Genomic DNA, 21,667 nt, shown 5'->3' with positions numbered 1-21,667 from the left:
AAAACGAAATGCACAACATAGAGGAAAATATAAACAGATTCCCACCTTCGTGGGAATGAAAAAGATAAAAGGGTATAAAGATGAGGTTTTAAAAAATAGAGTACTACTCTAAAATAGAGTAACACTCTATTTCTGTACAGATATAAAATAACATTTATACTTTCCTCTTAAGAAGAAGAGGTTGAATAAAGTCTAAAAAAGGCCAAATAATAAAAAAACAAATCCTACATAAGGAATCAAAATATTGAAAAAACGAACAGATTAATGAACTACAACATCGCAATTATTCCCGGAGACGGGATAGGACCCGAGGTAACTGCACAAGCCACAAAAGCGCTTGATGCTATTGCCGATATGTTTGATCATCATTTTACATATACACAGGCACTTATGGGGGCTTGTGCGATAGACGCTACTGGTAATCCATTACCTGAAGAGACAATTGATATTTGCGAAGCTGCAGATGCGATTCTTTTTGGTGCTATTGGGCATCCTAAATATGATAATGATCCTAATGCAAAAGTACGTCCGGAACAAGGACTTTTACGTTTACGTAAATCACTAGGTTTATTCTGTAATATCCGCCCTGTAAAGGCGTATGAACAATTAATTGATCGATCGCCTTTAAAGAAAGAGCGTATCATAGGGACTGATATTTCTATTTATCGCGAACTCACGGGTGGTATTTATTTTGGTGAGAAACATCTAAGTGATGATGGTCAGGTAGCTTCAGATGGATGTACATATTCTGTTGAGGAGATTAGCCGTATTGCGCATTTGGCGTTTAAGGAGGCGCTTTCGCGAAAGCGTAAACTCACCCTTGTAGATAAGGCAAATGTATTAGAGACCTCTCGTCTTTGGCGTAAAACCGTGACAGAGATCGGAAAAGAATATCCAGAGGTGGCATTAGATTTCCTCTTTGTAGATAATGCAGCGATGCAAATGATCTTAAATCCTAAGCAGTTTGATGTGATCTTAACCGAAAACTTGTTTGGCGATATCATCTCTGATGAGGCAAGTGTCATCGGTGGATCTATAGGGTTACTAGCATCGGCATCTATAGGAGCAGATAATGCGTTATTTGAACCGATACACGGGAGTTTCCCACAAGCAACAGGAAAAGATATTGCAAACCCGCTAGCGAGTATTTTAAGTGCCGCGATGTTATTACGTCATTTGAATTTACATAAAGAAGCAACATTGATCGAAAAAGCAGTAGAAAAATCATTAGAACTCAATTTTACTACCGAAGATCTAAATGCCGAAAATCCATTTGGCACTTCAAAAGTAGGCGATTTTATCGCCGACTTTATTATGAATCCAGAGGATCCAAATCGCAATTTTGAAAATATTTTTGTAGGACAGAGTACGATTATATAACTAAACTAACTCATCCTATATTTAAAAGTCAGGCTCGTGTACATTGCCTGGCTTTTTTATTGGATTAATTTCTTTTATCAATTACTAAAGAATAAAACAAATTCTATTTACTCAGCACCAAAAAATCCAGCAGCAATAAACCGACCATCTACAAAATCATCTGAATCGGATTGGACTTTGGTTACTCCATGAAATGTATCTGATGCAAATGCAATGAGTAAGTTATCTTCAAAGTCAATTGTAAAAATTGGTTCTTTATTATCTTCTCTTGAGAGATCATAATCATTATCAAATAATTCAAGATCTCCACCACAAAATACCTTAGGAATACGATTAAAATAATAGAGAATTGAAATCTGGTAATCTCCATTTATAGAATCTCTATGTGGGGTTCCATAATGACCATCAGGACAATTAATCAATGTTAGATTAATATCTGAAACGACAAACGGTTTGATGTCTAACATCTCAAACAGGGAAGGAAGTTGTTCAATAACTCGTTTACTCAACGCTTTATGTGCCTTCTGAGTAAGGATAGCTTTTTCCTTATTTGTTGTATCCGATTTTAAATCTAAAAATTTTGTCACTCCAACATTAAGATTAGAAGAATTGTAACTTATAAATTCACTCTGCTCTTTGCATACTGCTTCGTATAGAGCATCGCGCTCCTCAGTTGGCAAAAATTGAGACATTCGCGCTACTTTTACTGTTCCCAGTTCAATTAATGAAGAGATACACTGATGTGTATCTATAAGTTGATTCTCATTATCCAATGGATTCATAGAGTGTGTATGTTGTAAGTTATATTTAGCATATATCAGTAAAATTACAATATTGATCTCAATGACAACGACAAATAGATCAATCGTATCGCTAAATAAATGATATCATATAGTTGAAAGTCAGGCTCGTGTATATGCCTGGCTTTTTTATTGAAATTATTTTTCTTTGGATTGTGGGAAACCGTAAAGAGGCTTGGTCGTCTTTGATTAGTTTTAAATGTATATATAGTGTTATTGTTTGTAAACGATTATTGAGGCTTTCCGAAAAAGCTTAAAATACCTGACAAACAATTAATTACGCGCTTTCTTCTTTAAAATTACACTAAATTTGAGAAGCATATACATATATACTAGTTAACGACAAGCTAAAAAAAATATGAACGTAGAAAGATTACATAGAATTTTAATTGACCTTGACCAAGAAATTAAATTAAGCAAAGTAACTGCATTACTTCAACAAGTACAAACTCACTTGCAAAACCTAGTAAGTCAACCGAATCAGCCAACACATCAAACTAATTTGGTTGCTGATTTGGGAAAACTTTATAAAGCTCTTGAACAAACAGAATACAATAGTTATTCACCGAGTTGGAAAGAAATAATATCCGAAATTAGTGGAGAAAATTTATTTGGGATTTTTCTTAAAAAAGAAATTGAACAAATACTATCTTCAAATACCATAACACCTGCAAAAGCATTAGAGGATATTAAAAAAATAGCAACGGATTTTCAAACATTTCAGATAGCAATTAAGAACACTCTGACTGGTTTCAAATCTTTGGGAATAGAAGAAGAAGATTTAGAACAAGGTGAATGTGAACTTGGATATACAATTCCAAGAGGATATGTTGAAAACAAACTATCTGAACTAAAGAATGAAATAAATGAATTAAATTTTATTCTAAATAATATTTCAGAGGCAGTAACAGGAGAAAAACAAGAATATAAAGTAAAAACAATTTCTTCTAGTGACTTCTTATTTTATATTATAATTAGCTTACAAGTTGCAGATGTTCTATCAAAAGCAACTGAAAGAATCCTAAATCATTATAAACAAATACTTGAAATAAAACTTTTACGTAACCAACTCAAAGAAAAAGGAATTCCTGCATCAAAAACTAAAGAGATTGAATCTCACGCAAATGGAATGATGAAAGATGAGATAAAGGCTATTGCGAAAGAAGTTATAGCTAAACATTATGACGGAGAAAATGGAAGAAAAAATGAACTTGAAAATGGATTAATAATTTCTCTAAATAAATTAGCAAATAGAATTGATAAAGGGTTTAATGTAGAAATAAGAGTTGAGTCCTTACCAGAACCGGAAGAAAATGAAGAACAAACAACTGAATATGAATCAAAAGTAGAATTAATTAACTCTATAAAAGAAAGTTCTCAAAACATTGAATTTATAGAAACTGGAGGAGAATCAATTTTAAAATTATCTGAAAAGAAAGCACAGTAAAGTCAGTAGTTAACAACGTATATAAAACATAGCTACTATAGGATTTTCGAGAGGTTTGTGTTTATTTACAAAGACTGCCAAATTTTTAATTTAGCTTATAAAAAAGAATAAAGTATAAAATAAATCGCCCTTGTGTTAAGCTGAAAAGTTGCGTCTTTTACACGTTATATTTCATACACAAGACCGTTATGCGTCATTTGAGAAAATATGAACAATAAAGAAAAGATTAAAATAAAAAATTGGGATGGTGTTACTAAATGGATTATAGGAATTTCCATATTCGTTATAATTTTTTCTTTTCTTTCACCTCTAATTTTCACTTCAGCATCAAATTCTGAAACATTTGACTTTACAGAAACTGGGCAAATTGGAGATACTATTGGCGGAATAATTAATCCTTTTATCGCTTTAGCAGGCGTACTTTTGACTTTTTTAGCCTTTTACATGCAAATAAAAGCTAATCAAATTCAAATAACACAATTTAAAGAAGGTATAGAAAAGGATAAGGAATTAAGATTATTAATTGAGCGAAAAGGCTATTTTAATAAATTAAGCTTATTAAAAGTAGACCTTACTGTAATAGAATCTGACATTAAATCAAAAGCTAAAAATTTAAAATATTTTTTTGAAAACGAGAAAAAATTACCATTTCAAACAAATTTCCTAATACGAACACCTTCAAAAAATTACTCAAGAATTTTAGAAATAGATAGGCTTTCAATTTTCAATGGGTTTAGCGAATTTTTTAACCATAGAGAAAGATGGATTAAAGAATTTAGTAATCTTTATAACATTCTCGATTTTCTACCAGAGTTATTCAAGGATTTATACGATAAATACGAATATCATTCAAAAGATATGTTTGATAAAAAAGTGTTGGTAAGGAATGGATTAATTCAATTAATGGATAGATTGTCGGAACTTATAAATATCTATAAACGAGAAACCAATCCAGAAGACTACCTAAAATATCCAGCAAGTGCTCTTGCAAATGAAACTATTTTTCGTTATTACAAAATAATCGAAGAATCATTTGACGAAGATAGAAATCCAATTAAAGAAACTGATTTGAATGAAATTGATGAAACAGTCCTAAAATTCTTTAATCAAGAAGCATTGACAATCAGAAACGGAGAAGATGGATATGATATCAGACTCGAGCCAATTGTAGAATTGATAAGTAACTTGCGTAAACAAATATATTTAGTAAAACAACGTGCAATTGAGTTTTCAGAATCAATTGAAAGTCAATACAACAACTTAATGATTGATGACGGAAAAAACAAAAGCTATGTGACTTTGATAAACGAGATACATTCAATGCTTGAGATTGAATTAAACAAAGTGAAAATTGAAGATTAAAAACAAACGCACAACAATGGCTATAAGTAATTGCTGGTTATCACCTACACTCAGATAAATAAAGAAACATAAGCAAAAAAAATAAAATGAGTACAAATACGCAAGATATTAAACAACTCGATGAGGCCAGCGTCGAAAGAGAGAAACAGCGAACTGAAAGTGAGGCCAGAGACATTATTCACGATGTGGACAGGCTTTATACTTTTCCTGAAGACAAGAAAACAAGATGGATTTGGGAGCTTTTACAAAACGCTAAAGATGTTGCCAATCCAGAAGGAATCGTAATCTCGATAACACTCACTCAAGACAAGCTTAAGTTCTCTCATAATGGTAAGCCATTTGAGACGAAGCATCTACTTGCAATTCTTTATAAAACCTCAACCAAATCACTGAATGGTGAAGATGGCACAACAGGAAAGTATGGAACTGGATTCGTTACCACTCACATCTTAAATAAGAAACTTTCTATTGATGGTGTGCATGCCAATGCGAATGGTAAAAGAAGGTTCTTTCTTCAAATTGACCGTTCAGCAGCCACTTTGGATGAAAGTATCTCATTGGACGCCATGCAGAAATCTCTGCGGCACACCTTTTCTGAGATTCAGGTCATAGGCAAAAAATTAGCGGAAAATGTTCTAGATCACTCCAATACTTTCGTTTACAACCTGACTTCAGATTCATATAAATACGCTGAAAAAGGATTGATTGAATTGAGAAACAATGCTATCTTCACGCTTCTTATCAATCGCTCCATTAAGAAGATTGAGGTTTCAACCCCTGAGTGGTCTGAATCATTCAGTTTACATACAGAGGTCTCAGGGATTCCAGATTTTCAATTTGCAACCACTGATTCAGAAAATGGTCTTTTATTCCATCAGTCAGAAAAGCTAATCTTTGGCATTCCTGCTAAAAAAAACAGCAATACCTACTCACTTGTTCCTTTGGATAATCAAGCAGTTCTTTACAAGGAATTTCCTTTGATTGGCACTGAAAAATTCAATTTACCTATCCTTTTACAGCACAGAGATTTCCACCCAACAGAACTGAGGGACGGAATTAGAACCAAGATTACTAATAAAAATGAACCCGATCCAAGTGCCAATAAAAACAGAACCGCACTTGTGGATTTCATTAGCCTTTACCTTAAATTCATTGATCAACTATTACCAAAGATTCAAAATGCTCATTTGTTAGCAAAGAGTGGTTTACCCGAGCATATTGACAGATATTCAAACATTGAATGGTTTGAGGAAAACATCCAAACACCAATCAGACAATTATTGCTCTCAAAACCCATTGTTAAAACCATATCTGGCTCACAAATAAAAATAGAAAACGCAAGATTCATTCTTTCGGATTCAGAATCTAAAGACGATCTCTTTGATATAGCAAGTACTGTAATCCCTGAATATCTCCCTGAAAAAGAGAGCATTTGGCATTGGTCTGAAATAATAGAGCAAGAATTACAGCGGTGGCCAGCCAACATTGATTTTAATATCAATCATCTTGTAACTTTAGTTGAAACGAATATAGATCTAAGCGATGATATATCTTTTGAATGGTTAAAAAGTCTTTATGAGTTTCTTAATCAAAATAAGTTATCACACCTTGGGGATTCCACGCCTATATACCCTACCGAAGCAAATTACTTCAAATCAAAGGATAGTGAACTGTATTTGCACCCAAAGATTGATAATGAATTTAAGTATGTATCCAAAGGTTTAGGGAAGGATTTGAATGAAGAATTTCTCAATCGAAAGGTCGGTAATGTTGAAGGAATCAAACCTTTTGACCTTAATAATTTTCATAATGACCTAAACAAAAACCTAATCAGTGACCTAAAAATCGAAGATGCATCAGATGAGCAAATAAAGGCAGTATTTCATGTTTGTTGCCTATTCAAAAGTGATAGAGCTTTCAAACGAGAACTATGGTTCAATACCATTAACCAACTTTTACCGGAGTTTGCATCAGAGAAAAAAATCATATCAACAGAATATGAAAACTATTACCGTTCAGCTGATCTCTGGTCGGTTAAATATGTGAGTTACTTAATAGAAAAATCAGAGAAGCCTTCATCTTTCTCAGAAACCTACTTTGAAGGCCATTCTGATTCCTTTTTTGAATGGTATAATCAATTCTTGACTTATGTATTTGGAATGCAGGAAGATTCTAAGGAAGTCATTCTAAAGAAGAACATTATCCCTGTTCAAAGTGATGAGTTCAAGTCCTACAACGATTTCATCTATGCAGAAGCTGATTCTCAATACTTTGATGATACCATAAAAGACATTTTCAAGAATTACACCCCACATGGCGATCCTCGTAGCAACATTGTAGCAAATCAAATAAGTAATGTTGAGATTCGATCGAAAGGAATTGAAATCATTACCAATGAAATAGATAAGCTCTTTTATCCTGATGATATTGACACCAAAGTAAAGCCAGGTAAAGAGTACAATAGCCTATTTCTGTCTTTAAGTGCATGGGTTGATCAATTTCCAGCTCTTCCCGAAACCTGTTTAACAAAATTTGAAGATAAAAGACCGCATCTAAATATGCTTGCCTTAGGTGAAAAATTCAGTCAGCAAATTAATGGTATCATTAAGTCTGGCAAATCCATTGACGACATTGAAGATTTGGCTAAAATAAACCTTACGACCGAGGAAATGAAAAAATTTGAATCAGCAGCTAAAGAACTTGGTACAGACCAATTACTTGCAAAAGCCCAAGAAATGCTTGATGCCAAACATCAGGTTGAACGATGGAAAACAATTGGCAAAGCTGCAGAAATTGTATTTGAAGAAGCGGTGGCTGGGTTAGATGCAGATTTTAGGATTGAAAATCCAGATCGAGGTAAAGATTTTGAATTGATATTAAATGCGAAAGGGTATTCAATCGAAATAAAGAGTGTAGCTAAAGGAAAAGAAAATGTTCGAATGTCTACACTTCAAGGAAGAACAGCTTCCAATAATCCCGACAATTACGCTTTGTGTGTAATGACAAGACCAGAAGACGGCCAAGTTGTTGACAAAAACTACTTTATTAATGAATCTCAATTTGTAGTTGATATTGGACATAAACTTTCAGCCAAAATTCAAAACTGGGATGAAGGTTTACAGAAGCTCATAATTGATGATGACGTGATGGTTTATCTTGATGATAAAACCGAATCGGTTTACGTCCGAAGAGAAATCTGGCGAAATGGAATTTCTTTCAATGAATTTGTAGAAGTTTTGAATAAACACTTTGAAAATTAGTACAAGTGCTAAGCAATCACACACATGCTAAGCCGTTCAAAGCATTCCCCCGCTCCCGCCAGTTTGTAATTGGTGGAGGTATGCGTAAGAAATCTATATTATAAACTTCTCAATAAATCCTATATCATCAATCTCTACTATCGTATGATCTTTTGTAAAGTTTTTAGCACATGGATACTTCCATTCTATAGCTTCTGTTATAAAGCCAAAAACGACAGGGATATTATGAAATTTAGAATCCCTATTCATTACCAAAAAATATGACAAACTATAAGGGATATCATTCATAAAACCGTTATGCAATAATTTAGCCCAATGAACAATTCAAGACTTTCCTTTCTGTTTTAATAAAACATTTTATAATATTACAATTTACTTAACTAAGTAGTATACCATACATGATTTATATTCGCAGGGGTATAAAATCAGATTACAAATCATTTGACTTTCTGCATACAGCCAAGGATGAATCAAAACATACTAGACTTTGTAATTATTAGCAGTGGCATTTTAGGATATTTTTTATGTCTAGCATTGGTCACTACGTCTTTTTATAAGAGTCGCGCAAACAACTATCTCTCTCTATCATTATTTTTATTAATAAGCTTAACCTTTTTAGGTAGTTGGTATGATAAAGAAAATCCTATTTTGGACTTTTTAGGTCTTGTCATGTTAGAGTATCTCGTTGGTGTCACTTTATTTATATACTTCCTCATCCAAATTGAACATAAATATCTAAAAGAAAAAAGGTATAAGTGGCTGTATGCTCCATTTATTGCCTCTGTTAGTATAGAAATTATTCTTCATCTAGATTCCGTTTTTCACCTATACGATTCAGATTTTGCCGTTTTTGTAGACTATATTAAGCTTACTACAGTGTTTGGGTATAATTTCTTTTTAATCTTTTGGGGAAGGCATTTAGTAAAAAAGTCGAACACGATCTCAGAAGAGAAAAAACGCTGGTTACTAAGATTAAACTTTTTCATTATATGCATTATCATATGTTGGCTTATGGCCAATATAGAAATTGGTGTTTATGAGTCGGAATACAGTATAGGTTTCTTAAGAATCCTCCTATCACTTTTATCTTGGTGGATATTGTATTATGGTGTATTCAAACTGCAAATAATTGTTCAAAAAGATGAAATACATCAATATTTAACTCCAAAAAAGACAAACAATCCTAAGACCAAAAGGAAAATAAATGAAACCACCATTTCTAAAATTGTGATCCAACTCTATGCGTTAATGGAAGAGGAAGAGTTATTTAAAGATCCTTTTTTAAGCAGGTCAGATTTGGCAACCCGATTGGAAACAAATGAAGGCTATTTATCGCAGATTATAAATCAGGAAACCAATAAAAGTGTTGTTCAGTTTGTTAATGAATACCGAGTTAAAGCTGCTGAAAATATATTACATGATCCAGCATTTGATAAATATTCTGTCGAAGCCATTGGAATGGAAGTAGGTTTCAAATCTAAAAGTGCTTTCTACAAAACATTTAATTCTAGTATAGGAATGTCGCCAGGAGCCTTTAGGAAGCTTAAAGAAACGTCCTAATTCGTAAAACTCCATTGTTTTAGTACCTCTACAATCTCAAAATTAACTTTTTGTTTTCTTTTGAAATCTACATTTGAAGTAGTAAATCAAAAAACATAAAATCATGAAAAAAACAAACGCAATCGTATCGCTTCTAATACTATCATTACTATTAGTAAGCTTTAGTTATACAAATAGTGCTGAGCACGACTTCATGCTAACTAGACACGACAAGGATGACGCTAAGTTTTTAAAACTTGCTGAGAAATTTGAAAAATATATATGTCATTTAAATCTACCTGATTGTGAAGGTACAATTATAGCAGATCAGTGGGCAATATCTGCTGCGCATTGCGTCGAAGCAATTGCGAATAAATTTAACAATGGAAGGAAGCATTTTGTTATTATAAATGATGTCGAAATTGAAGTAGATAAAGTCATCATGTATAAGGAATGGGATAATCCTCCAGAGGATATTTCATCATTAAATGATATTGCGTTATTACACCTAAAGACAAAACCTGTAGATGCAATGCAAGCAAAATTATATGTTGATGAAGATGAAGTAGACAAACTAATTTATATGGTAGGTAAAGGTGACAAAGGCAATGGACTCATTGGAGTAAATGGCAACGACGGGAAACAAAGGGGATCTACCAATAGAATTGAAACAGCAACTGGAAATTGGTTAACATGGACATTTGACCATCCAAACACTCAAACAAAATACCTCACAGAATATGAAGGAATTAGTGGACCTGGTGATAGTGGTGGACCTGCTTTCATCCTCAAAAATGACACTGTATACTTAGCAGGAGTTAGCTCATGGCAAGATACAAAAGACGGAGACGAAGGTTTATATGGTGTTGTAGAAAATTATACAAGAGTATCGCAGTATATAAAGTGGATTCATGATGAAATGGCAGGAAATAGTACTACATCTGAAGCGATGTTAAGAGTAACACCGAAACCTGACGCTATTGATTATAGACCTAAAGTCATATATGTAGATCCAAGTACTTTAAAACAATATGTTAGTGAATATGAAGTACAAGGAGTTGTAATAAAATTTTACACACAAGAGAATGGTACTAAACTTTATTTTTCTGTACCTGAACAACCACCATATGAATTAATTCCGACTGGTGAACATGAATTTCATCTTAAACAATCACTGGAATATAAAATAGAATTTAAAAATCCAGAAAATGGTGTATTTAAAGAATTGATTGTAACTCAACCTGACGGAACATACAAGGCAGTTCTTAAATAAAAAGGAGGGCAATTAAAAGTAATTAGAAATTTGACAATTTTCAGATAAATGTAGTTGACAAAGAACGGTTGCCAACAACTTATATAACTCATTGTGGTTGAATTCTTAATTAGAATTCAACCACAATTTGCTATCTTTCAGTCCGACTGGAAAGTTCATTAGACTTTTTGCTACTAATCATTCACAAAACCGTCGTCCGATATTTTACAGAATGAACTTAAATAAACACATCCTACTTGTATGTATATTCGTGATACTCACATGTCAAAGTTGTAAAATAGCTGATTTAAGAACGTCAGCGATCAATGATACGACTCCTGATCGAGAGCAAAAAGCAATTGATCTATTGGACAAAGCCATTAAAAATCAAAACCTTGATATTCTAGTCAATTCAGAAATCTATTCGTACAAAATCACAGATAACTGGAAAGGGCTTTCAGCCATACTAAATCCATTTCCAAAAGATAATGAACTCATGGAAATGCGCTTCAAACCTAAGTCGTTTGATTCGCAATTTTTCTATGTGAATGCAAAAGATCATATAACCTATGGAGTCCAATCATTTAAATATTATAAAATAGACGAAACTGGAAATGTAAAATTTAAAGATAAAAAGTCGATGTCTTTTTCGTTGCCAGCCATTCAGTATCTCTTCGAACTCCCCATACGCATCAAAGAGGCGCCTATTTTGAAATATGCTGGAAGTGAAGAAATGGAAGGCATCACCTATGACTTAGTGTTTGCTACTTGGGAATCTTTAGAACCCAATAAAGAATTTGATCAATATCTACTCTACATCTCTCAAAAAACAGGCGTAGTCACCTTTGCAAGTTATACAGTGCGAGATGCGTATCTCCCTTCACCAAAGAATGTGTATGGCTCTATAAGGTATGAAGACATGCGAGAGAATAGTGACGGAATTAAATATCCTACAGTTATATATATTCAAATCAATAAACTTAAGAGTAAGAATACATGGACTCGTAAAATGACTTTACAAGACTTAACATTAAATGGTTTTGAAGCTTCTCTACTCTATCCAAACAAAAAATTAAAATTTTTAGGGGATTCCAAAAATTGAATGTAAAATGCATAAAAAATTTCCAATTCTAGAATCTGAAAGAGTTCGCTTAAGACAAATCGTTGATTCGGATTTAGAACACGTTTTTAGAGGACTTTCGCATCCTGATATTATAAAGTATTATGGGATTAGTTTTGATAGTTTAGAAGCAACCAAAGAGCAAATGGTTTGGTTTGCTGACCTTGAAAAAAACGAACAAGGAATTTGGTGGGCTATTTGTTCAAAAGACAACGGAAGATTTCTTGGAGCAGGAGGATTAAACGATCTGAGTAAAGAAAATAAAAAAGCAGAGATTGGTTTTTGGTTATTGCCCGAAAATTGGGGGAAAGGTCTTATGACAGAAACAATGCCACTTATCGTCAACTATGCATTTGACACTATTGGACTACATAGAATTGAAGGGTTTGTAGAAACAGAAAACGTAAATTGCAAAAAAGCGCTTGCAAAACTGCAATTCAATTTGGAAGGCACTATGCAAGACTGTGAAATTAAAAATGGAGATTTTATTAGTATAGATATTTACTCAAAAATTGCTAATACATAAAAATGTTTGAGTTCAATGCAAAATCAAAAGTTCATTGCTTTCTGTCACTCTATTTACTATATAGTAAACGTTGAAGATACATTAAGCTACTAACTATGAATAAGCTTGAGATAAAAAAATACCTCCTTCAAAAGGAGTTTGCAAAAGTTGACGAAAGTGACCTCAACTATTCTGATTATTTATGCGGTACTGGTCGTGCATGTGATCAAGTAATTGATATGGGTGATGAATCACAATTACGCGTGAATATCGATATTTCTATAAAACTGGATGCACATGCTCAAATCCAGGAAAAAAAATTAACGTTTATCAAAGATATCCCTTTTGCTCCTACTTCAATCATAGAAATTGGGGCAATTGTTGAAACAAACAACATATTTCTAATTATAGCAGCGTCGACAAAACCATTTGAATACGACAACAAACAGTTTGTAGGGATTTCTATAAACGCTCCTTTATATAGATGTTTGGAAGGTAAAACCATTGGAGACGAATGTATCTATAACGATGTGAAATTTGTGATAAAGAACATCTATTAGCAAAGAAATAATCGCATCAAAAAAGAATCAAAGCTTTTTTATTGTCTTGTACTGACTTTTATTTTCAGGTAGTCTAATTAGAAATAATAGAAGCTTTTCTATCAAATTCTTGTAACACATTCCTCATTTCAAATACTGATAAAGTATTATCATCTACAAGAAATTAAATACACATCGTACTTGAAACTACTAACACAAGAATATAGAGAGCACTGGAATACAGCAAGCAAAGTCCTATTCAGAACACTATGTACTTATTTTGTACTCTATATGCTTCTTATGTTATTGAGTCCGCTTTTTGAAACTCCCTATAGATGGATAGGTAAAACAGTTTTTGATATCAATTATGAATATGAAGTAAGTGGTAATGGTAGTGGAGATCACACTTTTGCCTATTTAACGTTATTTGTAACTGTAATTTTAACCATTATAATTGCTAGTCTTTGGAATATTTTAGATAGAAAGCGAAAAAACTATAACAAGCTTTTTTATTGGTTTCTAGTTTTTCTTCGTGTGATTTTAATCGCTGCAATGCTTCTTTATGGGTTTGTAAAAGTCTTTAAGCTTCAATTTCCATCAGCCTCATTAACACACTTACTAGACCCTTTAGGTGATTTTTCTCCCATGGGATTGGCATGGACATACATGGGATTCTCCAAAGGTTTTAATGTATTTGTTGGTCTTTTAGAAATAGTAGGTGGTTTGCTTCTAATTCCTAGACGAACACAGACACTTGGCGCATTCATAATTATTGGGGTTATGATGCAAGTTGCTGTGATGAATTTTTGCTATGATATTCCTGTGAAGTTGTTTTCGATTCATTTAATACTCATGGCTTTGGTCATTTTTGTGACAGACCATAGATTTGTACAGGTTTTCATCAAAAATAAAACTGTAGCAGCATATCAGTATTATCACCCTATTAAAGGTACTAGATATCATAAAATCATTTTTCGAACAAAATCTATTGTCTTAGTGATTCTTGTTAGTTTTATTTCTTTTAATTTTTATACCACAGAAAGAAATAGAGGAAGCAACAGAAAGAAACCGTTGCTTTATGGTATTTGGGAAGCTTCAACGTTTATTAAAAATGGAGATACACTTCCACCTTTAATTACTGATGTTTATAGATGGCGGTATCTTATTGTTGATTTGAAGAATGAAGCGACTGTAAAAACAATGGATGACCTAAAGCATGAATATACATTTATAACAGACTCAACATCTCAAAAAATAATGATTCATCAAAAGGGTTCTGAATCCGAAGTTTATAATTTTAACTATAAAAACCCAAATTCTGAATTTCTTCAACTCGACGGAATTATAGAATCAGATACATTACATATACTATTTTCTAGAATAGATCACACTAAATTTGATTTAAACGCACGTGGTTTTAATTGGATTAACGAATACCCTTATAATAAGTAAGATGCTTTAGGATAACAATACCTGTATGCTCAAAAGATATTCATCCCAAAGGACAGTTTTAACAACTGCTTTACGCAACGAAACCCTTGTCATTGTATCTATTAAGAAAACTACACCATGAAACATTTAAATAAATTATGGATACTCTTTGCTATTTTAAGTGTATTCTCTTGTAACAGTGATGATGATAATGATCTAGGTTGTTCAAATATCGCATGTACAGAAATCTTTGTAACGATTACAGTATCTATAGAAGATCAAAGTCAAAACCCAGTTGCCTTAACTTCTTTTCAAGTTATCAATACAGAAAATGGAGAAGACGTAACGCCACCTTTTAGCGACTCTGGACTTGAATTTTTTCAACAAAACGGATCATACCCTATAGCTGAAGATGGCAGTATTGAGACAGACCAAGTGCGTGAACTTCAATTTAAAGGGTTTATAGATGGCCAAGAAGTTATTAGTAGTACTTATGTCGCAACAGCAGATTGTTGTCATATAAATCTAGTTTCTGGAGATACGACATTAATTCTTGAGTAATTTTTCTGACACATCCATCGATTGATAAAAAGTATAGTTTCCGTCAAACTGAACTTGTTTCAGTTTCTCACTTTATTAAAAATTAATGTGATAAGATTCTGAAATAAATTCAGAATGACGTACTAAGTTACTTTTCTGAGTACGCTTTCGCGAAAGCAAAAAAAGCACCCTAACCTACAGGCTAGAGTGCTTTTAAATATATAATTTAACGTATAACTTACGCTAGGTCAAAACGATCTAGATTCATCACTTTTGTCCACGCAGCAACAAATTGCTGCACAAAATAAGCTTCAGAATCTCCAGTCGCAAATACCTCAGCAAGTGCGCGAAGTTCTGTGTTTGATCCAAATATAAGATCAGCACGGGTTCCTGTCCAAGTAAGATCACCTGTAGCACGATTACGTCCTGCAAATACACTATCATCATCAGAAGTAGCTGCCCACGTAGTTCTTATATCAAGTAAGTTGACAAAGAAATCATTGGTAAGTACTCCTGGACGATTAGTAAATACTCCATGCTGAGACTCATTATGATTTGTATCAAGGACACGTAACCCACCAACAAGTACAGTCATTTCTGGTGCCGTTAATGTCAATAGATTTGCACGATCTACAAGCATCTCTTCTGCAGATACGTTGTATTGTTTTCTTTGATAATTACGGAAACCATCTGCCATAGGTTCTAATGCTGCAAAAGAAACAACATCCGTTTGCTCTTGTGACGCATCACCTCGTCCTGGTGTAAATGGAACTGTAATGGTATGTCCTCCATTTTTAGCAGCCTCTTCGATACCTGCAGATCCTCCAAGTACAATTAAATCGGCAATAGAAATGGTTTTTCCACTTGCATTAAATTCTTTCTGAATGCCTTCTAGTACTTCAAGTACTTTTGCTAATTGTGCAGGACTATTTACTGCCCAATCTTTTTGTGGCGCGAGTCTAATACGTCCACCGTTTGCTCCTCCTCTTTTGTCAGAACCACGGAACGTCGATGCAGAAGCCCAAGCTGTATTAACCAATTGAGAAACTGTCAATCCAGAAGCTAGAATTGTTTTCTTTAATGAAGCAACATCTTCGTCGTTTACTAACTCATGAGTAACTGCTGGAATTGGATCTTGCCAGATCATTTCTTCTTTAGGAACATCTGCTCCAAGGTATAAAGCCGTTGGCCCCATATCACGGTGCGTTAACTTAAACCAAGCACGTGAAAATGCGTCTTCAAATTGTGCTGGATTTTCGCGAAAGCGTTTTGAAATTTCTAAATATGCAGGATCCATCTTAAGTGCCATATCTGCTGTAGTCATCATAAGAGCTTCTCTCTTAGAAGCATCCCCAGCCGCTGGTGCCGTATCGGCATTTGATGCTGCAGTAGGTGTCCATTGATGTGCTCCAGCTGGACTCTTTGTTAATTCCCAATCGTAATCTAATAATACTCTAAAGAAATCATGATCCCACGTATCTGGATTAGGCGTCCAAGCTCCTTCTATACCACTTGTAATGGTATCACCTAGAACTCCTGTACCATAGGTGTTTTTCCAACCTAAACTTTGTTCTTCTATAGATGCTCCTGCAGGTTCTGCTCCTACATATTGATCTGGGTCTGCAGCACCGTGTGCTTTCCCAAAGGTGTGTCCTCCAGCAACAAGTGCTACCGTTTCTTCATCATTCATTGCCATACGACCAAATGTCTCACGGATATCTTTTCCAGAAGCTATAGGATCAGGGTTTCCATTAGGTCCTTCTGGGTTTACATAAATAAGTCCCATATGTACTGCTCCTAATGTACTCTCTAATTCACCATCTGCGTAACGATCATCATTTCCTAACCATTCTTTTTCAGAACCCCAGTAAATATCTTGCTCTGGCTCCCATATATCTTCACGTCCTCCAGCAAATCCAAAAGTCTTAAGACCCATAGATTCAATGGCACAATTCCCAGCTAAGATTAATAAATCTGCCCAAGAAATTTTTCTTCCATATTTCTGTTTGATTGGCCATAATAATAAACGGGCTTTATCAAGGTTTCCGTTATCAGGCCAACTGTTAAGCGGCGCAAAACGTTGTGATCCAGAACCAGCTCCTCCACGTCCATCTTGGATACGGTATGTCCCTGCACTATGCCAAGCCATACGTACCATCAATCCTCCATAATGACCATAATCTGCTGGCCACCAATCTTGAGAATCTGTCATAAGGTTACGTAAATCTTCTTTTATCGCTTCTAAATCAAGACTTTTAAATGCTTCTGCATAATCAAAATCATCTCCCATTGGGTTAGACAACTCAGAGTTTTGACGAAGGATGTTTAGTTTTAATTGGTTGGGCCACCAATCACGGTTTGAAGTACCGCCTCCAGCACTTTGATTTAAAGTTCCTCCCATAAATGGGCATTGGCTTATGTCGCCATTATGATGATTGTTATTATCCATGATATATATCTTTAAGTTTGACAAGAGTAAAGTTACTCTCATTCAAGAGAATATCGTTATAAAATTTATCTATTTAAGTTATTAAAGTATCAATAAACGTTATAGTATTCGGTACGTCTTATTACTCCAAAACAGTAAGCATTGTAAAACGGTCAGGTTATCCCATAAAAAAAGGTTGCCTAGTTCTAGTAGACAACCTTTTCTATATTATTAATATATTCTTTTTATAAATGGATGATCGCGTCTGGAGAACCGTCAGGATCATTATTTACAGTTCCATCTGTAGATGGGTTTCCAAAAAGTAATACTCCAGCAGCATGTGGAGCTGCCATAGATGTACCACTTATTGTATTATACCCTCCACTTTTCCAAGTTGAGAATACAGCAACACCAGGTGCACAATAATCTACAGGCGATCCAAAGTTTGAAAAGCTAGCAAAGTTATCATTGATATCCATCGCAGATATTGTATACACATTAGGTCCATTTGCTCTTGCAGGAGAAGAATTATTAGCATCTTGAGATTCGTTCCCAGCTGCTAGTACGAACTTCACACCCGTCGAAGCTGCAGAAATTACTGCATTATCTAACGCTGTAGATACACCTCCACCTAAACTCATATTTGCAACATCTCCGTTACTTCCATTTGCTGCTACATAATCAACTCCAGCAATAACACCAGAGTTAGAACCGCTTCCTCTTCTATCAAGTACACGTACAGCCACTACTGTTGTTCCAGGTGCAACACCTATAGATCCAATGTTATTATCGATTGCAGCAATTGTTCCTGCAACGTGTGTTCCATGACCGTTTTGATCATCAGGAGACTGATTAGAAGGAGACCCTGATAAGAAAGAGATACTTCTAGCTGTATCTACATTAAGATCTGGATGATCTTGATCGATACCACTATCGATAACCCATGCAGTATTAGAAGAAGCAGATGTTCCTCCACCAACTCTCGTTGTTCCATATGGTGTCTGTTGTGGATCATCTCCACCACCATTACCACCTCCTGGTTTTCCCATTCGGATTGTATAATCTTGTTCAATATTTTTTATACGAGCATCTTTTTGTAATAACTCAACTTGATTTTTTGTTAAATCTGCAGTAAACCCTTGTAATGCATATCCATAACTAGCTGTAATGTTTGCATCGGTAATACCCATAGATTTAAAATCATCTACAAAAATATTTTGAATAGCTGCAATCTGGTTTTTATACTCTTGAGCAGATTCTACTTTTGTTACTGCTGGCATTCTTCCATTTACATCATTATACTCAATAATATATCTTCCTGGAATCGCTTGTGATGTCCATTCTGAATTTTCAACTTGAACTTCAACAGTTACATTTTCTGTAAGTGGTGCTGTCTCATCGAGTGCTTCAGTTTCACAACCGATCATTGCTACTGCAAGTGATCCACATAAAGCGTACTTTAAAATTGAACTTTTCTTCATTTTGTTTAGTTTGATTTATAATTAATTAGTGGCGCAATGTAAGTAATGACTTTCAATAAACAAATTTTATTTTTGCATTTTATTAACAATTTTGTTGACATAATGTCATTTTTACATACAAAAAACCGCTAAAATCCTAAACAAAACAAGCATTCACGGTACTATATTAACAAATCCTCAACCTGAAGCACATTAAAACAAAATCGACAAAAAGACAAATACTCATGATGTAATACACACACCACAACACCTATTTAACACACGATTTTAGCAATAACATCTTATTTAAATAAAATCATGAGTTTGTTATTTGAAGAATTTATATGATAACATCTCTACATCTAAAGTAAATGAGTATGCTTTCGCGAACCTGCCTCGCCGGCAAGCAGAAGCGTACTCATCCCTTTCTTTACTTTGGAATGGTATCTATAAAATAGATATATTGCATCTACTATGAAGAATACATTTGTAAAAGGTATTATAATTGTCTTGCTCGCTGGAGTTCTTCTTTGGGGAGCTTTACAACTCATGGTCTCTATAAAAACAAGTGTTCCTGATCTCGAACTCACTACAGCTATTTCAAGCGAAGACGGTATCGCCTCACTAGATCAATGGCTCTCTACCTTAGCATCTGAAGATTCATTTAATGGTGGTGTGCTTATCACAAAGGAAGGTACTCCTATCTTCAAGAAGGCATATGGATATACAGACCATCTTCGTACAACACGACTATCTTCTACTTCTTCCTTTAGACTTGCATCTGTCTCAAAACAGTTTACAGCTTTTGGAATTATGCTTTTAGAAAACAAAGGATTACTTGATTATGATGCTCCTGTAACTACGTATATACCTACATTCCCTTACAAAGATGTTACCGTACGTCATTTATTAAATATGACTTCTGGGATTCCAGATGGTTATTTACAATTGGCAGATCAACATAAATTAACCGTTGGAAATGTCTTGAGTATTCAAGAAGCCGTCTCCTTACTTTGTACCTATCCATCTAAAGCAGCACTTCCTAATAGTTGGTTTAACTACTCAAATTCTAATTATATTTTGCTTGCAGGTATTATAGAAAATGTATCTGGACAATCCTTTGAAGTGTATATGCAGCAAGCTATTTTTGATCCATTAGAAATGAAAAATGCACGTGTGTGGAATCTATTTTCTAAAGACAAAACGTTTCCTAATAAAACCCTTGGTTTTGAAAAACAAGGAGATGTATACATACCTATGTATCCCACATTTATAGACGGTGTTTCTGGGGATGGTGGTATTTTTAGCAGCTTAGATGATTTTGTAATTTGGGATCAAGCGTTATACAATAACAGCCTTTTATCTCAAGAGAAACTCAAAGAAGCTTTTACAACTCCTACGTTAACAGACGGCACTGTTTCTGATTATGGTTTTGGTTGGTCATTAGGTGATGAGGTGATGCAACACTCTGGAGGTTGGCTCGCTGCTCGGACTTTTATCTATAGGAATACAAAAACTAAAACCTGCTTAGTAATTCTAGATAACTCAGCAAATACATTACACTTTATGAGTATTCAAGAAAAATTACTGGAAGTCATGGATACTTTATAAAGTATTCTTCAAGCTCATTTAACACTTTGTATAGACTTTTTCGTATTGCATTCACTAATTTTAATGTTCATATAACGATCCAATCATGAAGTCATTTTACATACTAGTCATTGCGACCATATTTTGTTTTTCTTGTAATAACAATACAAAAACTGAAGCTCCTTCAAAAGATGTAGCTGAGAATACACCAGACCTAACTCAAAAAACCCCTAAAGCGACCTTCTTAACAGAGACGCTAGGGTTAACACATTGCGAATCGGCAGTATATGATAGTACAAATGATGTGATTTATGCCTCTGTTATAGGAAACAGAGAACCTGGAGATGGATCTATTGCAACGGTAGGTACAGATGGAAAATTACTAAATGTTCAATTTGTATCTGGTCTTAATGATCCTAAAGGGATTGCCATTACAAAAGACAAGTTATATGTTTCTGACGTTACAGAACTTGTTGAGGCCGATATTAAAACTGGAAAAGTTTTAAATAAATATACGGTAGAAGGGATTGAGTTTTTAAATGATGTAGCCATTGCTCCAGATGGTGCCATTTATGTATCGGATACGCGTACTTCAAAAATTTACAAATTAGATACCAAAGGGAACTTTGATTTTTGGCTTGCAGATCCTAAACTAGATAACCCTAATGGTTTATTGGTTCAAGGAGATACGATGTATGTAGCTTCTTGGGGTGGTGCTCCTGAAGGTGGACGTGTATCAAAGTTTGATATCAACAACAAAAAGATAGAAGCGGTGACTGAGGTCATTGGGAATCTAGATGGCATTCGTCCATATGATAAAAATAACTTAATCATCTCTGACTGGCGTAGTGGAAAAGTACACCTTATGAGCTATCACGATGGAACAACACAAGAAGTTGTACAAGTGGGACAAAGCGTAGGTGATATTGCTTATATAAAAGAAAAGAACTTACTATTACTTCCTATGAATAAGCAGAGTCGCTTACTATTTTATGAGTTGAAGTAATAATAAAT

Annotated in this window: 18 protein-coding genes; 14 read left to right on the top strand and 4 right to left on the bottom strand. The window is 34.2% G+C overall.

All coding sequences use genetic code 11. The annotated features are described in order from the left end of the window. Nucleotides 1-264: 264 nt before the first annotated feature. Nucleotides 265-1,380 (top strand): 3-isopropylmalate dehydrogenase, encoded by a 1,116-nt coding sequence (gene leuB / locus ABJD27_RS02395; RefSeq protein WP_348171607.1) that lies wholly within the window; start codon nt 265-267, stop codon nt 1,378-1,380. Between the two features lie 107 nt (nt 1,381-1,487). Here leuB and ABJD27_RS02390 read toward each other — a convergent pair whose 3' ends face one another. After that, nucleotides 1,488-2,162, bottom strand: coding sequence for a 2OG-Fe(II) oxygenase (locus ABJD27_RS02390; RefSeq protein WP_348171610.1), 675 nt, complete (start codon nt 2,160-2,162; stop codon nt 1,488-1,490). Nucleotides 2,163-2,538: 376 nt separating this feature from the next. Here ABJD27_RS02390 and ABJD27_RS02385 point away from each other — a divergent pair, with 376 nt between their 5' ends. The 3 genes from ABJD27_RS02385 to ABJD27_RS02375 all read left to right on the top strand — a co-directional run bounded on the left by ABJD27_RS02385 (nt 2,539) and on the right by ABJD27_RS02375 (nt 8,249). After that, nucleotides 2,539-3,627: a hypothetical protein gene (locus ABJD27_RS02385; protein WP_348171613.1), complete on the top strand. Its 1,089-nt coding sequence runs from the start codon at nt 2,539-2,541 to the stop codon at nt 3,625-3,627. 207 nt (nt 3,628-3,834) lie between these two features. Further along, nucleotides 3,835-4,989 carry a hypothetical protein gene (locus tag ABJD27_RS02380; RefSeq protein WP_348171616.1) on the top strand — a complete coding sequence of 385 codons (1,155 nt, stop codon included), beginning with the start codon at nt 3,835-3,837 and terminating at the stop codon, nt 4,987-4,989. Nucleotides 4,990-5,075: 86 nt separating this feature from the next. Continuing rightward, nucleotides 5,076-8,249 carry a hypothetical protein gene (locus ABJD27_RS02375; RefSeq protein ID WP_348171619.1) on the top strand — a complete coding sequence of 1,058 codons (3,174 nt, stop codon included), beginning with the start codon at nt 5,076-5,078 and terminating at the stop codon, nt 8,247-8,249. A gap of 93 nt (nt 8,250-8,342) precedes the next feature. Here the strand turns inward: ABJD27_RS02375 and ABJD27_RS02370 are convergent, their stop codons facing one another. Next, nucleotides 8,343-8,537 carry a hypothetical protein gene (locus tag ABJD27_RS02370; protein WP_348171622.1) on the bottom strand — a complete coding sequence of 65 codons (195 nt, stop codon included), beginning with the start codon at nt 8,535-8,537 and terminating at the stop codon, nt 8,343-8,345. A gap of 177 nt (nt 8,538-8,714) precedes the next feature. On the opposite strand from ABJD27_RS02370, the gene ABJD27_RS02365 reads away from it, so the two are divergent. From ABJD27_RS02365 to ABJD27_RS02335, 7 genes are all read left to right on the top strand, one after another. Continuing rightward, nucleotides 8,715-9,809, top strand: coding sequence for a helix-turn-helix domain-containing protein (locus ABJD27_RS02365; protein WP_348171625.1), 1,095 nt, complete (start codon nt 8,715-8,717; stop codon nt 9,807-9,809). Between the two features lie 103 nt (nt 9,810-9,912). Further along, the gene (locus ABJD27_RS02360) at nt 9,913-11,061 is read left to right on the top strand and encodes a trypsin-like serine protease (RefSeq protein ID WP_348171627.1); all 1,149 of its coding nucleotides are present in this window, start codon (nt 9,913-9,915) and stop codon (nt 11,059-11,061) included. Nucleotides 11,062-11,311: 250 nt separating this feature from the next. Beyond that, on the top strand, nt 11,312-12,142 hold the full coding sequence (locus ABJD27_RS02355) for a hypothetical protein (RefSeq protein WP_348171630.1): 831 nt from the start codon (nt 11,312-11,314) through the stop codon (nt 12,140-12,142). Nucleotides 12,143-12,149: 7 nt separating this feature from the next. Further along, entirely contained in the window at nt 12,150-12,686 is a 537-nt protein-coding gene (locus tag ABJD27_RS02350; protein WP_348171633.1) for a GNAT family N-acetyltransferase, read from the top strand. Between the two features lie 95 nt (nt 12,687-12,781). Further along, nucleotides 12,782-13,225: a hypothetical protein gene (locus ABJD27_RS02345; protein ID WP_348171636.1), complete on the top strand. Its 444-nt coding sequence runs from the start codon at nt 12,782-12,784 to the stop codon at nt 13,223-13,225. A 180-nt stretch (nt 13,226-13,405) separates the two neighbouring features. After that, nucleotides 13,406-14,656: a DoxX family protein gene (locus ABJD27_RS02340; RefSeq protein WP_348171639.1), complete on the top strand. Its 1,251-nt coding sequence runs from the start codon at nt 13,406-13,408 to the stop codon at nt 14,654-14,656. A gap of 117 nt (nt 14,657-14,773) precedes the next feature. After that, the gene (locus ABJD27_RS02335; RefSeq protein ID WP_348171642.1) at nt 14,774-15,196 is read left to right on the top strand and encodes a hypothetical protein; all 423 of its coding nucleotides are present in this window, start codon (nt 14,774-14,776) and stop codon (nt 15,194-15,196) included. A 217-nt stretch (nt 15,197-15,413) separates the two neighbouring features. Here the strand turns inward: ABJD27_RS02335 and katG are convergent, their stop codons facing one another. Together katG and ABJD27_RS02325 are read right to left on the bottom strand one after the other, a co-directional pair. Beyond that, nucleotides 15,414-17,624: a catalase/peroxidase HPI gene (katG, locus tag ABJD27_RS02330; protein WP_348171645.1), complete on the bottom strand. Its 2,211-nt coding sequence runs from the start codon at nt 17,622-17,624 to the stop codon at nt 15,414-15,416. Between the two features lie 224 nt (nt 17,625-17,848). After that, the gene (locus tag ABJD27_RS02325) at nt 17,849-19,084 is read right to left on the bottom strand and encodes a S8 family serine peptidase (protein WP_348171648.1); all 1,236 of its coding nucleotides are present in this window, start codon (nt 19,082-19,084) and stop codon (nt 17,849-17,851) included. 310 nt (nt 19,085-19,394) lie between these two features. On the opposite strand from ABJD27_RS02325, the gene ABJD27_RS02320 reads away from it, so the two are divergent. The 3 genes from ABJD27_RS02320 (at nt 19,395) to ABJD27_RS02310 (ending at nt 21,659) form a co-directional block, all read left to right on the top strand. Beyond that, nucleotides 19,395-19,541, top strand: a complete 147-nt coding sequence (locus ABJD27_RS02320; protein ID WP_348171651.1) for a hypothetical protein — start codon at nt 19,395-19,397, stop codon at nt 19,539-19,541. Then, nucleotides 19,538-20,674 (top strand): serine hydrolase domain-containing protein, encoded by a 1,137-nt coding sequence (locus ABJD27_RS02315; RefSeq protein ID WP_348171654.1) that lies wholly within the window; start codon nt 19,538-19,540, stop codon nt 20,672-20,674. The genes ABJD27_RS02320 and ABJD27_RS02315 overlap by 4 nt, the downstream gene beginning before the upstream one ends. Nucleotides 20,675-20,759: 85 nt before the next feature. Next, nucleotides 20,760-21,659: a hypothetical protein gene (locus tag ABJD27_RS02310; protein WP_348171657.1), complete on the top strand. Its 900-nt coding sequence runs from the start codon at nt 20,760-20,762 to the stop codon at nt 21,657-21,659. The last annotated feature ends 8 nt before the right edge of the window (nt 21,660-21,667 follow it).

The organism is Dokdonia sp. (assembly GCF_039945015.1).
In the GTDB taxonomy this organism is placed as follows: domain Bacteria; phylum Bacteroidota; class Bacteroidia; order Flavobacteriales; family Flavobacteriaceae; genus Dokdonia.
Note: the sequence above shows the minus strand (reverse complement) of the source record. Positions and strands in the feature narration are given on the sequence as shown.

What these genes read in the sequence shown, in the direction of transcription:
- ABJD27_RS02315 (WP_348171654.1), top strand. Translation starts at nt 19,538, where the DNA reads ATGAAGAATACATTTGTAAAAGGTATTATAATTGTCTTGCTCGCTGGA.
- ABJD27_RS02310 (WP_348171657.1), top strand. Translation starts at nt 20,760, where the DNA reads ATGAAGTCATTTTACATACTAGTCATTGCGACCATATTTTGTTTTTCT.
- leuB (WP_348171607.1), top strand. Translation starts at nt 265, where the DNA reads ATGAACTACAACATCGCAATTATTCCCGGAGACGGGATAGGACCCGAG.
- ABJD27_RS02345 (WP_348171636.1), top strand. Translation starts at nt 12,782, where the DNA reads ATGAATAAGCTTGAGATAAAAAAATACCTCCTTCAAAAGGAGTTTGCA.
- ABJD27_RS02370 (WP_348171622.1), bottom strand. Translation starts at nt 8,537, where the DNA reads ATGAATGATATCCCTTATAGTTTGTCATATTTTTTGGTAATGAATAGG.
- ABJD27_RS02325 (WP_348171648.1), bottom strand. Translation starts at nt 19,084, where the DNA reads ATGAAGAAAAGTTCAATTTTAAAGTACGCTTTATGTGGATCACTTGCA.
- ABJD27_RS02385 (WP_348171613.1), top strand. Translation starts at nt 2,539, where the DNA reads ATGAACGTAGAAAGATTACATAGAATTTTAATTGACCTTGACCAAGAA.
- ABJD27_RS02365 (WP_348171625.1), top strand. Translation starts at nt 8,715, where the DNA reads ATGAATCAAAACATACTAGACTTTGTAATTATTAGCAGTGGCATTTTA.
- ABJD27_RS02375 (WP_348171619.1), top strand. Translation starts at nt 5,076, where the DNA reads ATGAGTACAAATACGCAAGATATTAAACAACTCGATGAGGCCAGCGTC.
- ABJD27_RS02350 (WP_348171633.1), top strand. Translation starts at nt 12,150, where the DNA reads ATGCATAAAAAATTTCCAATTCTAGAATCTGAAAGAGTTCGCTTAAGA.
- ABJD27_RS02380 (WP_348171616.1), top strand. Translation starts at nt 3,835, where the DNA reads ATGAACAATAAAGAAAAGATTAAAATAAAAAATTGGGATGGTGTTACT.
- ABJD27_RS02390 (WP_348171610.1), bottom strand. Translation starts at nt 2,162, where the DNA reads ATGAATCCATTGGATAATGAGAATCAACTTATAGATACACATCAGTGT.
- katG (WP_348171645.1), bottom strand. Translation starts at nt 17,624, where the DNA reads ATGGATAATAACAATCATCATAATGGCGACATAAGCCAATGCCCATTT.
- ABJD27_RS02335 (WP_348171642.1), top strand. Translation starts at nt 14,774, where the DNA reads ATGAAACATTTAAATAAATTATGGATACTCTTTGCTATTTTAAGTGTA.
- ABJD27_RS02360 (WP_348171627.1), top strand. Translation starts at nt 9,913, where the DNA reads ATGAAAAAAACAAACGCAATCGTATCGCTTCTAATACTATCATTACTA.